The 13889-nt window shown below is 38.2% G+C and carries 14 protein-coding genes; 5 read left to right on the plus strand and 9 right to left on the minus strand.

Going from position 1 to position 13889, the window contains the following annotated elements:
- Positions 1–11: 11 nt before the first annotated feature.
- Positions 12–350, minus strand: a complete 339-nt coding sequence (locus tag JR347_RS02900; protein WP_205722555.1) for a tRNA-binding protein — start codon at positions 348–350, stop codon at positions 12–14.
- A 104-nt stretch (positions 351–454) separates the two neighbouring features.
- Here JR347_RS02900 and JR347_RS02905 point away from each other — a divergent pair, with 104 nt between their 5' ends.
- The 3 genes from JR347_RS02905 to JR347_RS02915 all read left to right on the plus strand — a co-directional run bounded on the left by JR347_RS02905 (position 455) and on the right by JR347_RS02915 (position 3961).
- A complete protein-coding gene (locus tag JR347_RS02905) occupies positions 455–844 on the plus strand; it encodes a hypothetical protein (RefSeq protein ID WP_205722556.1) in 390 nt (129 codons plus the stop codon).
- Between the two features lie 62 nt (positions 845–906).
- Positions 907–3315, plus strand: coding sequence for a TonB-dependent receptor (locus tag JR347_RS02910; protein WP_205722557.1), 2409 nt, complete (start codon positions 907–909; stop codon positions 3313–3315).
- Between the two features lie 61 nt (positions 3316–3376).
- Entirely contained in the window at positions 3377–3961 is a 585-nt protein-coding gene (locus JR347_RS02915) for a hypothetical protein (protein ID WP_235689739.1), read from the plus strand.
- A 62-nt stretch (positions 3962–4023) separates the two neighbouring features.
- Here JR347_RS02915 and JR347_RS02920 read toward each other — a convergent pair whose 3' ends face one another.
- The 3 genes from JR347_RS02920 to JR347_RS02930 form a co-directional block, all read right to left on the minus strand.
- Positions 4024–4755 (minus strand): 1-(5-phosphoribosyl)-5-[(5-phosphoribosylamino)methylideneamino]imidazole-4-carboxamide isomerase, encoded by a 732-nt coding sequence (locus JR347_RS02920; protein ID WP_205722558.1) that lies wholly within the window; start codon positions 4753–4755, stop codon positions 4024–4026.
- Positions 4756–4906: 151 nt separating this feature from the next.
- Positions 4907–5596: a response regulator transcription factor gene (locus tag JR347_RS02925; protein ID WP_205722559.1), complete on the minus strand. Its 690-nt coding sequence runs from the start codon at positions 5594–5596 to the stop codon at positions 4907–4909.
- Positions 5586–7097, minus strand: a complete 1512-nt coding sequence (locus JR347_RS02930) for a sensor histidine kinase (RefSeq protein WP_205722560.1) — start codon at positions 7095–7097, stop codon at positions 5586–5588. Before JR347_RS02930 ends, JR347_RS02925 begins: the two co-directional genes overlap by 11 nt.
- Before the next feature lie 147 nt (positions 7098–7244).
- On the opposite strand from JR347_RS02930, the gene lysA reads away from it, so the two are divergent.
- On the plus strand, positions 7245–8477 hold the full coding sequence (lysA, locus tag JR347_RS02935) for a diaminopimelate decarboxylase (RefSeq protein ID WP_205723823.1): 1233 nt from the start codon (positions 7245–7247) through the stop codon (positions 8475–8477).
- A gap of 42 nt (positions 8478–8519) precedes the next feature.
- Here lysA and msrA read toward each other — a convergent pair whose 3' ends face one another.
- The 5 genes from msrA to JR347_RS02960 form a co-directional block, all read right to left on the minus strand.
- The gene (msrA, locus tag JR347_RS02940; protein ID WP_205722561.1) at positions 8520–9173 is read right to left on the minus strand and encodes a peptide-methionine (S)-S-oxide reductase MsrA; all 654 of its coding nucleotides are present in this window, start codon (positions 9171–9173) and stop codon (positions 8520–8522) included.
- A 211-nt stretch (positions 9174–9384) separates the two neighbouring features.
- Entirely contained in the window at positions 9385–10437 is a 1053-nt protein-coding gene (locus JR347_RS02945; protein WP_205722562.1) for a PA0069 family radical SAM protein, read from the minus strand.
- 46 nt (positions 10438–10483) lie between these two features.
- Positions 10484–10882 (minus strand): VOC family protein, encoded by a 399-nt coding sequence (locus JR347_RS02950; RefSeq protein ID WP_205722563.1) that lies wholly within the window; start codon positions 10880–10882, stop codon positions 10484–10486.
- Between the two features lie 45 nt (positions 10883–10927).
- Positions 10928–11617, minus strand: coding sequence for a response regulator transcription factor (locus JR347_RS02955; protein WP_205722564.1), 690 nt, complete (start codon positions 11615–11617; stop codon positions 10928–10930).
- A complete protein-coding gene (locus JR347_RS02960) occupies positions 11610–12878 on the minus strand; it encodes a sensor histidine kinase (RefSeq protein ID WP_205722565.1) in 1269 nt (422 codons plus the stop codon). The genes JR347_RS02955 and JR347_RS02960 overlap by 8 nt, the downstream gene beginning before the upstream one ends.
- Positions 12879–13022: 144 nt before the next feature.
- Here JR347_RS02960 and JR347_RS02965 point away from each other — a divergent pair, with 144 nt between their 5' ends.
- Positions 13023–13880 (plus strand): hypothetical protein, encoded by an 858-nt coding sequence (locus JR347_RS02965; protein ID WP_205722566.1) that lies wholly within the window; start codon positions 13023–13025, stop codon positions 13878–13880.
- Positions 13881–13889 lie beyond the last annotated feature (9 nt).

Below are 13889 nucleotides of genomic sequence, written 5' to 3' on the forward strand. Positions count from 1 at the left end.
TGAATCAGCCATTAAAATAATTTTTTGCCATTTGGTACACGTTTATCCGGTGTGGCCAGCACCACATTACCACTATCATCTTCAAAGCCCGTTACCAATACCTGAGAAAGTACCGGGCCTATCTGTTTTTCAGGAAAATTTATCACACCAATAACCTGCTTACCTATCAACTCTTCTTTAGTGTAATGCTTAACTATCTGAGCACTAGACTTTTTCTCGCCTAGTTCTGCCCCAAAATCAACCCATAGTTTATAAGCCGGTTTTCTGGCTTCAGGAAAATCTTCTACCCTACTGATTGTTCCAACCCGCAGCTCCACTTTCTCAAAATCTTTCCAGGTGATCTGATCCATAAATACAATTTTGATGTAATTAACGAAAATAAGGTACATCCGCAAAAACAGTAAATAACCTTTTGATGTTTAATGCGTATATTACACCACATTTCTAGAATGTGATGCATAAAATTAAGCTGCAGTTATATGTGTTGAGTATGGTAATGATAGGGCTCCCAGCCTTATTCAGCAGTGCTTATGCACAAACAGGTGATGATTATGGCGCTATCAATCCAGAGTTTGGAATCAATGAAAGTTATGACGCTAGCGAAAAATACAGCGATGAATCTTTGGTGAAACCGGAAGAAAATCTGGATCAAAAAGAAAAGTTGAAAGCACCCACCAAGAGCATTTCCAAAAAAGAAGTAGTTAAACAACGCGACTCCAACGATGAAAAAGATAAAAAGTCATCTTCAGGCAGCAGCGGTAGCGAAGCAGAATCAGTACTTTCATTTAATTTTCTGTACTACATCATCCAAAAATTTAAGTTCACCGAGGTTATCGATCAGTAATTAATCCTCAATTACTATTACTTTTAAAATGTTTATGCAACTTTGTTGCATTTGAAAGAGTAATGCGATTCCGATTTTTAATTTTCCTTATACTTTCTTTTAGTAGCTCAAGTTATAGTCAGTCCACTAATTGTGCTGCCAATTGTACGTGTGCCATTACGGGAACAATAGTAGATGGGCAAACGAATGAGCCTATTGAATTTGCTTCATTGCAGATAAAAGGAACTGCGAAAGGCACCACTACCAATGCAGAAGGTTATTTTGAGTTTACCGGACTCTGTGAAACCGAAGTAGACTTGCTTATTTCGCACATCGGCTATAAACCCATCACACACCACCATGATATTTTTCATGAAGAACCAATAGTTAAACTTGCTCCCGATAATCTGATTCTGGAAAGTATTGTAATAGAAGAAGAAAGTGACGTAAGCGCATTTAAAAGTAACACAGCCGTTAAAATTGAGGGTCGGGAATTAGAGCAAATAAAATCAGCTTCTCTAGGTAACGTATTGTCTTCAGTAGCGGGTGTATCAACACTTTCTACAGGAAGTAATGTTACCAAGCCAATTATTCACGGATTGCATAGCAATCGAATCTTAATTATTAACAATGGTTTAAGACATGAGTCACAGGATTGGGGTCAGGAACATGCTCCTGAAATTGATGCCTCTCTTATTGATGAAATTGAAGTAATTAAAGGTGCAGCAGCAGTAAAATACGGGCCGAATGCACTGGGAGGTGTTATATTGGTGAATCCACCTGAAATGGAATTGACTTCCCATTTGCATGGTGACGTTCATTTGAAAGGAGAGTCTAACGGCCGAGCCATAGATGGCAGCATATTATTACAAAAAGGGTATGGCAATTTCGCCTGGATGGCACAGGGTGCGACCAGGTATCAGGGTGATTTAGAAGCGCCAGACTATCAGCTCACCAACACAGGCATGCGAGAAATGAGTGGCGCGATAGGCTTGCGCTTTCATCGGAAAAACTGGGACATGAAATCTTATTTTAGTTTCCTGCATCAGGAACTTGGCATATTAAGAGGCTCCATTACCGGAAATATCGAAGATTTAGCTGATGCAATTAATGATGAAGTTCCCGACTTTACTCGGGGTTTCTCCTACGATATTAATTCACCAAAACAGGTCACTGAACACGCAGTATTTAAAACCGAGGCCTTCTACAATTTCACGAATAGCCAATTAGGCCTAACTTATGGGTTGCAGATGAATAATAGAAAGGAGTTTGATGTGAGAAGAGGTAGTAACAATGAGACTCCATCCATTAATTTAGAGCTTACCACCCACACACTTGATGTAGAATGGTGGCATCCTATTGTTAACGATTGGGAAGGTTCTATTGGCATGCAATGGCTGTATCAGGACAATAATAATATACCAGGAACCAACACCATTCCGTTTATCCCCAACTACAATAACACTCGCTTTGGCTTATTTTTAACGGAAACCAGACCGCTTGGAAATAATTACCAGTTCGATATTGGTATTCGATATGACATTCAGCTAGCCTCTTTCAGGGGTAGAGACAGCAGCAATGATATATTTAGAAATGAGCAGAACTTCAATAGCGTAAGTGGAATCATTGGCCTTTCAAGAACGATGAGTAATGGAGGCATTATTAGAGTGAATGCAGCCACTGCCTGGCGCCCACCTAATATTGCTGAACTCTACAGTTTTGGAAAACATCAGTTTACTAATGAATATGGTTTTTACAGATACAGTTTAGAGGGTACCACGCTCAGCACGGACCGTGTTCTTGATAATAACGATCTGGAAGTGAGCAATGAACTTGGCTATAAGCTAATTGCTACCTATACCTATTCTAACGATAGGTTTCAAATTGAAGCTTCTCCTTATTTAAATATGATTAACAATTATATTTATAAAGCACCGGGAGGTATTTCCGGTACGGTAAGAGGTACATTACCTTTATTTATTTATAAACAAACTGATGCCGTGTTTACCGGGGCAGATGTAACGATTAAATACAAGCATACTGATAGGTTATCATCTAAGGTTAGCGGCACATTCCTGTACACAAAAGATATTAAAAATGACGATGTTTTATTTAACATCCCACCCAATAGATTATCATATCAGTTGGGCTACCGTACTAAAATTGGTGAGTATGAATGGTCTGCTGCTGCAGATGTAAGTTATACTTTTAGGCAATACAATGCACCAAGAGTCATTGCACCAGAGGTTTTTGTGGAAAATCCTGATTACAATCCTTTCTTGGATAATAATTCCAATTTTGACTTTACGGAGGCTCCTGATGGCTATGCTCTTCTGAATCTATCATCAGCATTAAGCTTACGACAGTGGGTTTTTTCTGTAAGAGTTTTAAATGCCCTGAATACGTCCTATAGGCAGTATACTAACCTAATTCGCTACTTTGCCGATGAGCAAGGCATCAACTTTGAAGTTGGCGTGCAATTAAAATTATAATCTGTTTGCAACATTGTTGCATTTGCAATATAATTGCAGAAATCAAAACAAAACTAGTACCATGAAATATCTTAACATTTTTATGTTGGCCTTATTAATAGGCTTTACATCTTGCGATGATGACGATGCTCCTGCAGCAGAAAATGAAGAAGAAGTAATTGATAACGTTATTCTGACGTTTACTCCAGCTGGTTCATCAGCCCCAGTAGTTGTCTCAGCCATTGATCCTGACGGTGATGGTGCCGCTGATTTTACCACACCTTCCATAACTCTTTCAACTGATGAGACTTATACACTTACATTATCCGTTAATAATATTGCCGAAGGTGAAGACATCACTGCAGAAATTAGAGAAGAAGATGAAGAGCATATGTTCTTTTTTGAATTCACTTCAGGTTTGTTCGCTGACCCCGCAGGCAATGGTAACGTTGATAGCCGAGATGGAGCTGTAAATTATGACGCCTCAGAAAATGATGCTGCTGGTTACCCATTAGGTTTAACTACGGTATGGCAAACTGCAGCAACCGCTCAATCTGGAACATTCAGAATTATTCTCAAGCATCAGCCTGATATTAAATCTGCTACATCCACTGCACAAGATGGTGAAAGTGATATTGACTTAGAATTTGATATTACAATTAACTGATATTCTCTTTTTGGTTTAGGTTGAAATCAGTTACAACCTCCTCGGCAATCGGGGAGGTTTTTTTATGATACTTTTATTAGAAACTTTTCCAACTCTTTCAGCTTGATTCTACCCTCGTAGAAAGCCTTACCAAAGATCACCGCAAATACGCCCATTTCATTCAACTTTTCAATGTCGCTAATATCTCTCACGCCACCACTAGCTAAAAGGCATATATCAGGAAATCTTTCCATCATTTTGTTGTATAGATCAAAACCTGGTCCTTCCATTACACCATCTTTAGAAATGTCTGTGGTTTTTACATATTTCAAACCTCTGGAATAGAAATAGTCGATGTGGTCAAATAAATCCAGCTCTGTTTGTTTTTGCCAACCCCGAATTGATATCTTCTCATTTAGTGCGTCAGCACCTAATGTAATTTTCTCCCTACCATAAGAAATAATCCAAGAAGCAAATAATTCTTTTCTGCTTACAGCAATACTGGCAGCAGTGATATAGCTGGCTCCATACTCGTAGGCCTTTGAAATATCTCCATCGGTATGAATACCACCTGTAAAATCTACTTTTAAATTGGTATGGCCGGCAATGGCTTCCAAAATATGATAATTAACAGGCTGGCCGCGTCTGGCTCCATCTAAATCCACCAAATGCACTACCTCTATGCCATGATCTTCAAAGGTTTTAGCCAAATCGATGGGCGTTTGATCATATACCTTTTCTTTGCTAAAATCTCCTTGCTGGAGCCTAGTCACCTTGCCATCTATGATTGCGATAGAGGGTATTATTTGAATCATATTATCTTAACTTTTAGAGACTACAATTCTAACCAACCATTGCCGATTGGCTGTAATTAATTTGTTAAATAATTATCAAAAATTGGCCGAAGGAATTCACACAGCACTTTACTCGTTAATCCTAAGGGGAAATGGTAAAGTACTAAAATAATTACAATTTAACAAGCTTAAACCCCTCTCCGTGTATGGTTAGAATCTGGATATTTTCATCTGCTTTCAGGTGTTTTCTGAGCTTGGTAATGTACACATCCATACTGCGGGCATTAAAATAAGAATCGTCACCCCAAATATGCTTTAATGCAAGCGTTCGGGTAAGCACCTTGTTTTGATATGACACAAGCATTTTAAGCAGCTCATTTTCCTTGGTAGTCAACTTACTCTCTTCACCATCTTTGGCCAATAACCTTCTTGTAGGATCGAAAGTAAAGCTACCCAATGAGATGGGACCTTCAACTGAAGACGTATTGGGTGCAACTCTTTTAAAAATGGCTTTGATTCTTAGCAAGAGCTCCTCCATACTAAAAGGCTTGGTGATATAATCGTCTGCTCCAATTTTAAAACCTTTAATAGTATCTTCTTTCATCGACTTTGCTGTTAGGTAAATGATTGGCACCTCTTCATCGATCTCTCTAATAGTTGAGCCTAACTCAAACCCATCAATCTTCGGCATCATTACATCTAACAAACACAAATTATATTTCCCTTTGGCAAACATGGTTTTGCCCTGTTCACCATCTCGTGCCAACTGAATGTGATAGCCTTTCAGCTCCAGATATTCTTTTAATATCTGGCCAAGGTTTGGGTCGTCCTCTACCAGAAGTATTTTTTGTTTATCGTTCATTGGGCAAATAAATTTTAAATGTACTTCCTTTTCCAAGCTCAGACTCTGCCTCAACATACCCTTCGTGCCTGTCTATAATAGTTTTAACATAGCTTAATCCTAAACCAAAACCTTTCACATCATGCCTGTCGCCAGTATGTGCCCTATAGAATTTTTCAAAAATATGCTTGAGTGTTTCAGAATCCATTCCCATTCCATTATCAGTAATCTCTAACCATATACCTTTCGACTTATTATAACTTGATACCGTTAAAACTGGTGCGTCTATCGAGTATTTCATGGCATTGTCCAGGATATTGATGATCACATTGGTGATATGATGCGAATCGCCAATTATCAGATCATTTTGCGCCTGGAGGTCAACTTTTAGCCAACCACTTTTTTCTTCCAAGCTTATTTGAATCTTATCTACTGCTGATTCAATAAGTCTATGCAGTTGAATTTTCTCAGTTTTAAGATTAAATGTTTCCTTATCCAATAATGCGGATTGCAGCACTTTTTCAACCTGCACAGAAAGCCTGTTATTCTCTTCTTTAATCATTCCCAAATATCGGATAAGCGTAGCTTCATTTGAACGCATCTCTGTTTCGCCTAATGCCTCCACCGCCAAACCTACTGTAGCAATTGGGGTCTTCAGCTCATGCGTCATATTATTAATAAAATCATTCTTCATTTCAGAGATTTTTTTCTGTTTGAAGATGATGTAAATAGCATAAGTAAAGCATCCCAGAATTATAATAATAAATAAAACTGAAGCCGCTAATGTTGCCCAGATTTGCCTGAACAGATAGCTTGTTTGTCCGGGGAAATTGACCAGCAGATAGTTGGCATTCGATAAAATATCGTTCGGAAATAATGAGGCCCTTAACTCAGTAGATTTGAGTTCTTCAAATGACTCGGCCTCGCCCATAATAATCTCATTTTTAGTAGCATCTAATACTCCAAAATGATAAGGTATGTTGATTCCATTACTCAAAAATGTTGTATGTAACAGGGAGTCTAATAGTTTCTGATTTACTCTCTCTTTAATAGCATGCGGACTTATTAATTGCTCAATAACCACATTTACCATGTGACTCTTGGATAGAAATTTTTCAGTTCTGTTGCTCTTAAATACAGAATCATTAATTACAACTAAATCGATGGGCTTAGGGGGAGGGCTAGGCGGTTTGATCTCACTAATTTGTGTCACTTCCCTAAACGACTTCAAATGTCTCTCTGATACGGAAATACTATCATCATCGATAAGGACATGCCTTTTACCATCGACATCAATAGTTTCTTCTCTGTAAATGAGTTTAATTTTCTCACTATCAGACTCCTTTACAGCTGCATAAAAACTACTTGCGGCAAGGTTGGCTACCTCCATTCGCTCAAGACTGGTGGCTACTTGCCTGAGTGATAGAATCACATTTTCATTAAAAGATTGCCTGTTTAAGCTAATAGCATTATTAATCCAGTACACCTGAAAGCTCGCCAGGCCTATCAGTGCAATGCTCATAAGTACAACTATTATCCATACCGAGGACTTCTTCATTGTTCAAAAATACACGTATAAATGCAGCCAGTTGAAGAATTAACCTTTTTTAACTTTTCAGCCAGTGGCCACTTTTCTTGGTTTTTAGTGCGCTTACAGATAATTTCGGCCATGGATTCGAAAAACGGTCAATACAGTATACAAGGAGTTAGCCTCACCAAAATCGCCTCAGAATTTGGTACTCCGCTTTATGTTTATGATGCAGAGAAGATCATAAACCAGCTTCAATCGTTAAAAAATGCCTTTTCTAACCAAAAATTGAAGATTAAATATGCTGCAAAGTCATTGACCAACATTAACATACTTAAGTTAATGAAGAAGCATGGTGCAGGTGTGGACGTGGTATCTATTCAAGAAGCACAACTGGCTTTAAAGGCAGGTTTTGAACCTAGTGAGATTTTGTTCACTCCAAATTGTGTGTCTTTTGATGAAATAGTGGAAGGAGTGAAGCTGGGTTTAATGATCAATATTGACAACATTTCTATACTCGAGCAATTTGGTCATAAATATCATAATAAAGTACCGTGCTGCATTCGATTAAATCCGCATATTATGGCAGGTGGAAACACCAAAATATCTACCGGCCATGTGGACTCTAAGTTTGGTATTTCGATCTATCAGCTGCCACATTTAATACGAGTGGTAAACACAACTGGCATTAAAGTTACCGGCTTGCATATGCATACCGGATCTGACATTCTGGATGCTGAGGTATTCTTAAAGATTGCTGAAATACTCTTCGGGGTGGCCAGAGATTTCCCTGATCTTGAATTCATAGATTTTGGAAGTGGCTTTAAAGTAGGTTATAAAGAAAATGACATTACCACCAACGTTTATGACCTGGGTGTGAAGCTTGGAAAGGCATTCGATAACTTTTGCGAGAGTTACGGAAGAAAATTAGAAATGTGGTTTGAGCCGGGTAAATATCTCGTAAGTGAGGCAGGCTACTTTTTAGCTAAAGCCAATGTAATTAAAACTACTCCTGCCACTGTATTTGTGGGGGTTGATAGTGGAATGAACCACCTGCTTCGCCCAATGATGTATGATGCATATCATGAAATCGTAAATATTTCTAACCCGAAAGGAACGCAACGGGTTTATACTGTTGTAGGGTACATCTGCGAAACTGATACATTTGGTTGGGATCGTAAATTAAGTGAAGTGCGTGAAGGAGATATCCTTATGATGAAAAATGCAGGAGCCTATGGCTTTTCCATGGCTTCTAATTACAATTCAAGATTCCGCCCTGCCGAGGTACTTGTACTCGATGGCAAAGCCCATTTAATAAGAGAACGAGAAACCATGGAAGACCTATTGAAAGGGCAAGTAGATTTGAAGATTTAAGGGTATGAACCTACCTCTTTATCCCCACCCTAAAGGGAAATTTTATTTATAATCCTCTTTAAGGAATTCCTTATATTCTTTCATGAACTTTTCTACTTTGGGTCTTGAGACAGAATAGACATAAGGTTGATTAGGATGTAACTCATAATAGTTTTGGTGATAGTCTTCCGCCTCATAGAAATTGGTATATGGGGTAATAAGCGTAACAACTTTAGAGTCGTACTTACCTGATTGATCCAAATACTCCTTTCTTGCTTCGGCCAGCTTCTTTTCCTCATCATTTTGAAAATAAATTTCAGAGCGATATTGCTTGCCTACATCGGGGCCTTGTCGGTTCAGCTGAGTTGGATCATGGCTCGCATAAAAGAATTCAATAAGCTGTTTATATGAGACAACTTCGGGATCGTACGCTATTCTAACCGCCTCAGCATAATTAGTAATACCGGCACTCACTTGTTGGTATGTTGGGTTGGGTCTGTCACCGCCAGCATAGCCTGATACAACATCTACTACTCCTTTTACTCTTTCAAAAACGGCCTCGGTGCACCAGAAGCACCCACTGGCAAAGTAAGCTGTATCTAACCTTGCCCGTTGTTCATGTGTAATGGAAGATTTTTCAGTTTTCTGTTCGTCTTTTTTGGCAGCGCAGCAAACCATGAGTATGCTTATGAGTAGTATTGATGGTAATTTTAGCATTGTTTATTCTCTAGTTCACTTCTATAACTGAATGAGCTACTCCATTGTTGCATTAAGTTTGACGCTGGCACGACATTTACCTAAAGTCATCAACGTATCTAGTTATTGCGATGAGTGAGGAATGAACGAAGAAGCAATCTCATCAAGACTGTTCACCGAGTCTTTAATAAAATTAATAATTCTTCATTCCTCGCATTAACCAAATGCCTGTTCAAAACAAACTATAATTACCCCCTTTTCGGAAGGCTGTGAGGTTCAAGGGTGTACTTTTAACATTCTTCATATATCTATTTTTAGAGATGTGATGTAGCTTATTAATAGTAGAGGCAATATTCCCAACACCTTTCATTCTTTTGCCAAACTCGCTGTCATTCACTGTGCCACCATGAAGCTCCTTTATTTGATTAATCACCTTTTCTGCTCTATCAGGGAAATATTTCTGTAGCCAGGCTTCAAAAATATCTGCAATCTTACCGTTTAATCGAACGGTGGTATAATTAACTCCTTGAGCCCCCCTTTCTGCCACTGCTTTAATAACTGCGGGTATTTCATGATGATTGATAGAAGGAATTATTGGGGCATTCATAATGCTTACCGGAATACCTGCCTCGGTTAACTTTTCTATTGCCAACAATTTAGACTTTACGCTCGCTGTTCGTGGTTCTAAAATTCTTCTGAGTCCGTCATCTAAAGTGGTAATGGATAGAATTACTTTCACCAGATTATCAGAAGCTAGATCTTTCAAAATATCTAAGTCTCGTGTAACCAGCACATTCTTAGTAATAATACCCACAGGGTGCCTGTATTTGGCAAAAACCTCTAGAAGTTGCCGTGTGATTTTTAGCTCACGCTCAATAGGTTGATAACAATCCGTATTGCCAGAAAGCACAATGGGCTTAGGTTTCCAGGAAGGTTTAAGCAAATGATTTTCTAGTAAAGCTGGGGCATTACTTTTTACAATAATCTTAGTTTCAAAATCAAGACCTAAGTTGTAGCCCCAGTATTCATGTGTTTTGCGCGCGTAACAATAAATACAGCCATGTTCACAACCCTGATAGGGGTTTAGTGAGTATTCCATGCCCACATCAGGGCTGGTAACCTTATTGACCACCTTGTTTGGTGTTTCGTAGAACAGCTGCGTTTTCGGCCGTTCAATTAACAATTCCTCATCTAACCCTTCTATGTGATCTGTTACAATCTCCTGATTTAAAAAATCATTGGAAATCGCAGATTGCGCCCCTCTCCCTTTGAGTAAATCATTCATATTCTAAATTACTAATTAGATTAGTAATTTAGAATATTTTTAGTATTTATTGATTGTCGATTGGTTCGGCAAAAGTTAGGTAATAGCCATTGATGTCTCTAACCGTAAATTCCTTCATCCCATAAAAAGTGTCATGAAGTTGAACAACAATATCAGCATCGTTATAATGCCTGTCATAAAACTCCTCTATACCAGTCATTTTTATGAATAATGTCGCTCCTCCTCCCGGGCTTTCATGTCTAATTTCAGGAATATCTTTTTTAAGGCTTTCTTCACTTTGAAACATGATGTCCACATCGCCTTTTTTCATTCGAGCCCAGTCAAGCACATCACCTTTTTCAGGAACAGTTGATACTGTTTCAAATCCAAAAATTCCATGGTAGTAGTTAATAGTAGCCCTTACATCATCTACCATGAGGTTTGGGGTTAGTGTTTCTAATTTCATGCTTACTCTGTTATTTTGAGAAAGCCTGAATTTAACAATTCTTTATTAATTGATTGTTATCACAAGTTCAAATCCAATGCCATGCCTGTTGGCTATACTCACATTAGAATCTTTAGCGAGGTACTTTCGAAGCTTAGAAATAAAAACATCAAGGCTACGACCTAAAAAATAGTCGTCATCGCCCCACACTTCTTTGAGAATTTCATCGCGCTTTACTACTCTCTGTTTATTTAAACAAAAGAACCGGAGCACATCTGCTTCCTTCTGGGTTAGGTTCTTTATTTCGCCTTTGTAAGTAAGGCTTAAATCAGAGTAGTTAAAATCGTACTCGCCAATTTTAAAATTTTGTTTGGTTGTGCTGGTGCTCAACTTACGTTTAAGAAAGACTTCTATTCTAAAAATGAGTTCTTCCATGCTAAACGGCTTGGTAATATAATCATCACCACCACTTTTAAACCCCTCAAGTTTGTCTTCTTGCATCGACTTGGCCGTGAGATATAATATTGGCACATTAGAATCCTTCTTTCTTATCTCTTTGCCCAAGGTAAACCCATCAACCGCTGGAAGCATTACATCTAACAGGCACAGATCAAACTTTCCTTTGGTAAATGACTTGCTTGCCAAAGCTCCATCCGCATAGTGAATCACGTCATAACCATTTAATGAGAGGTTATCTTTAATCACAAAAGATAAGCTCTCATCATCCTCCACTAGCATTATTGAAGTCTTATTCATTGTATAAGGAAAATTTGAATGTACTACCCTTACCTAATTCACTCATAAGTTTCAAGCTCCCTTTATGCGCTTTAACTACCTGCATTACATAGCTTAGCCCCAAGCCAAAACCCTTTACATCGTGCCGGTTTCCGGTAGAAACTCTATAAAATTTATCGAATACCTTTTTCTGATCGTCCTGGCTAATGCCGATACCGTTATCTTCTATTGTTACCCATATTTTATCTTTTACAGATTCGGTGGAGATAACAATTTTTGGCTCCTGCTCACAATATTTTAGTGCATTATCAATGAGATTGTATATCACATTAGAAACATGTAACCGATCAACCTCTACATTGTCATTCGCAGAATTTAATTGGAGTTGAATCCTGTTCTTATTACCGGCATTCCCGGCAGCAATGCCTTCTACTGCCTCATTTATAAGTTTATGCAATGACGTTTTTTCCTTTTTAAGTGCGATTTCGTCTTTATCCATTCCGGCCATTTGTAACACGCGTTCCACCTGTTTCTTCAAGCGGACATTTTCACGCTTAATAATGGTTGTGTAATTCTTAATTCGCTCTGGTTGTGAGCTGATATTCGGATCGCTTAACACATCGGCACTTAAAGCAATGGTAGAAATAGGAGTTTTAAACTCATGCGTCATGTTGTTGATAAAATCTTTTTGAATTTCAGAAAGCCTCTTTTGCTTTAAAATCACGAAAAGTGCATAGGAAAAAAATATGATCACTAACACTAATACGGCCGATGAAAAGATCCAAATTTCCATTCTATCGGTAATAATGGATGCCTTATTAGGGAATTGCACTCCAAAATAATAGTTCTGATTTTCCCATTTTGGCAGCCCTGCCAGGTCAGCCTCTTCCTTTTGCACGGCCTCCACACTCACATAGTTTCCATACACCATTTTATCGCTCGTGCAATCATAAATACCGTATTCAAAGTCAGCTTTGATATTCCTTTTTTCAAACTCAGATTTAAGAAGATATTCTAACAGGTTCGCATCAATCTCGTTGTTAATCATGACTACATAGTAATTGGTACTAAGCTGCTTAATGGGATTATTGGCAGGAATTGCCGTTTCACTTATCTCAAAAAACTTAGTTGCAACATTGTAAAGTGCGGCATTTACCTCTCTGTTGAAGAGCTCCTCTTCTGTATTGAAGGCCTTGTTAAACCAATATACCTGCACACCTACTATACCGAGTATGCTTATGGCTGCCATCACTACCAAAGCCAAAATGGATTTCCGCTTCATAAGAATTGAAATTAATGAAAATACAGCAAGCCGAATGAATATTTAACACATCATTAACAAAATGCGAAGTGTAGTAATTTCAAATTTTTCCTTTCCATTTCAGAAATTTATGCATTATGTTTCGGTGTTTTTTAATCAATTATCATGAATCGAATCACCTACACCTCTGTTTTAATTCTATTCATTTCTTTTAGTGCACTGGCACAGCCTACTTTTCATCCGGCAGAATCGCGTGGTGAAATTGACAATAACGAAATAAATGAAGCCTCTGGATTGGCTGTGGGAATCAATAATCCGAATATGCTTTGGGTGCATAACGATAGTGGAGATCAGGCAAGACTCTTTTTGCTTGATCAATATGGTAAGTTTAAGGCACAATTCAATTTCCCAACAATAAAAAACAGAGACTGGGAAGATATAGCTAGCGGAGTTGGCCCCGATGATACTAAAAACTATTTGTATGTGGCTGAAATGGGCGATAACAAAGCCGTTCATGAGTTAAAATATATTTACCGATTTGAAGAGCCAAGATTAGACTCCGAAAGCCGAGATATTGAGGAGGTGGATATCATTACTTTCGTTTTCCCTGACGGAAAAAGAGATGCTGAAAGTTTGATGGTAGACCCTTTAACAAAAGACATTTATATACTATCCAAAAGAGAACAAAATATTGGTATTTACAGAGCCGCATATCCTCAATCTCTAACAGAAACAATCACTTTAGAAAAATTAGGTACTATGCCTTATTTCAATACTGTGGCAGCGGATATCTCTGCAGATGGTCAGGAGATAATTACTAAGACTTATAACTCCGTATTTTATTGGAAAAGAAATGGTGAAAGCATAGCCGAATTACTTATGTCTCAGCCTGAAATTGTACCCTACATTGTTGAGCCTCAGGGTGAAGCATTAGCCTGGATGAAGGATGGCTCAGGTTTTTTTACATTGAGTGAAGAACCCAGGGATATTGAGGCAATTCTATACTTCTATAGAAAGAAATAAGCTTTTAGT

This window comes from Fulvivirga lutea, assembly GCF_017068455.1.
Taxonomy (GTDB): domain Bacteria; phylum Bacteroidota; class Bacteroidia; order Cytophagales; family Cyclobacteriaceae; genus Fulvivirga; species Fulvivirga lutea.

Bases quoted from the DNA above. Each gene is read 5' to 3' on its own strand.
- JR347_RS02950 (WP_205722563.1), bottom strand. From the start codon at position 10,882: ATGAAATTAGAAACACTAACCCCAAACCTCATGGTAGATGATGTAAGG.
- JR347_RS02900 (WP_205722555.1), bottom strand. From the start codon at position 350: ATGGATCAGATCACCTGGAAAGATTTTGAGAAAGTGGAGCTGCGGGTT.
- JR347_RS02915 (WP_235689739.1), top strand. From the start codon at position 3,377: ATGAAATATCTTAACATTTTTATGTTGGCCTTATTAATAGGCTTTACA.
- msrA (WP_205722561.1), bottom strand. From the start codon at position 9,173: ATGCTAAAATTACCATCAATACTACTCATAAGCATACTCATGGTTTGC.
- JR347_RS02965 (WP_205722566.1), top strand. From the start codon at position 13,023: ATGAATCGAATCACCTACACCTCTGTTTTAATTCTATTCATTTCTTTT.
- JR347_RS02910 (WP_205722557.1), top strand. From the start codon at position 907: ATGCGATTCCGATTTTTAATTTTCCTTATACTTTCTTTTAGTAGCTCA.
- JR347_RS02960 (WP_205722565.1), bottom strand. From the start codon at position 12,878: ATGAAGCGGAAATCCATTTTGGCTTTGGTAGTGATGGCAGCCATAAGC.
- JR347_RS02945 (WP_205722562.1), bottom strand. From the start codon at position 10,437: ATGAATGATTTACTCAAAGGGAGAGGGGCGCAATCTGCGATTTCCAAT.
- lysA (WP_205723823.1), top strand. From the start codon at position 7,245: ATGGATTCGAAAAACGGTCAATACAGTATACAAGGAGTTAGCCTCACC.
- JR347_RS02925 (WP_205722559.1), bottom strand. From the start codon at position 5,596: ATGAACGATAAACAAAAAATACTTCTGGTAGAGGACGACCCAAACCTT.
- JR347_RS02905 (WP_205722556.1), top strand. From the start codon at position 455: ATGCATAAAATTAAGCTGCAGTTATATGTGTTGAGTATGGTAATGATA.
- JR347_RS02920 (WP_205722558.1), bottom strand. From the start codon at position 4,755: ATGATTCAAATAATACCCTCTATCGCAATCATAGATGGCAAGGTGACT.
- JR347_RS02930 (WP_205722560.1), bottom strand. From the start codon at position 7,097: ATGAGCATTGCACTGATAGGCCTGGCGAGCTTTCAGGTGTACTGGATT.
- JR347_RS02955 (WP_205722564.1), bottom strand. From the start codon at position 11,617: ATGAATAAGACTTCAATAATGCTAGTGGAGGATGATGAGAGCTTATCT.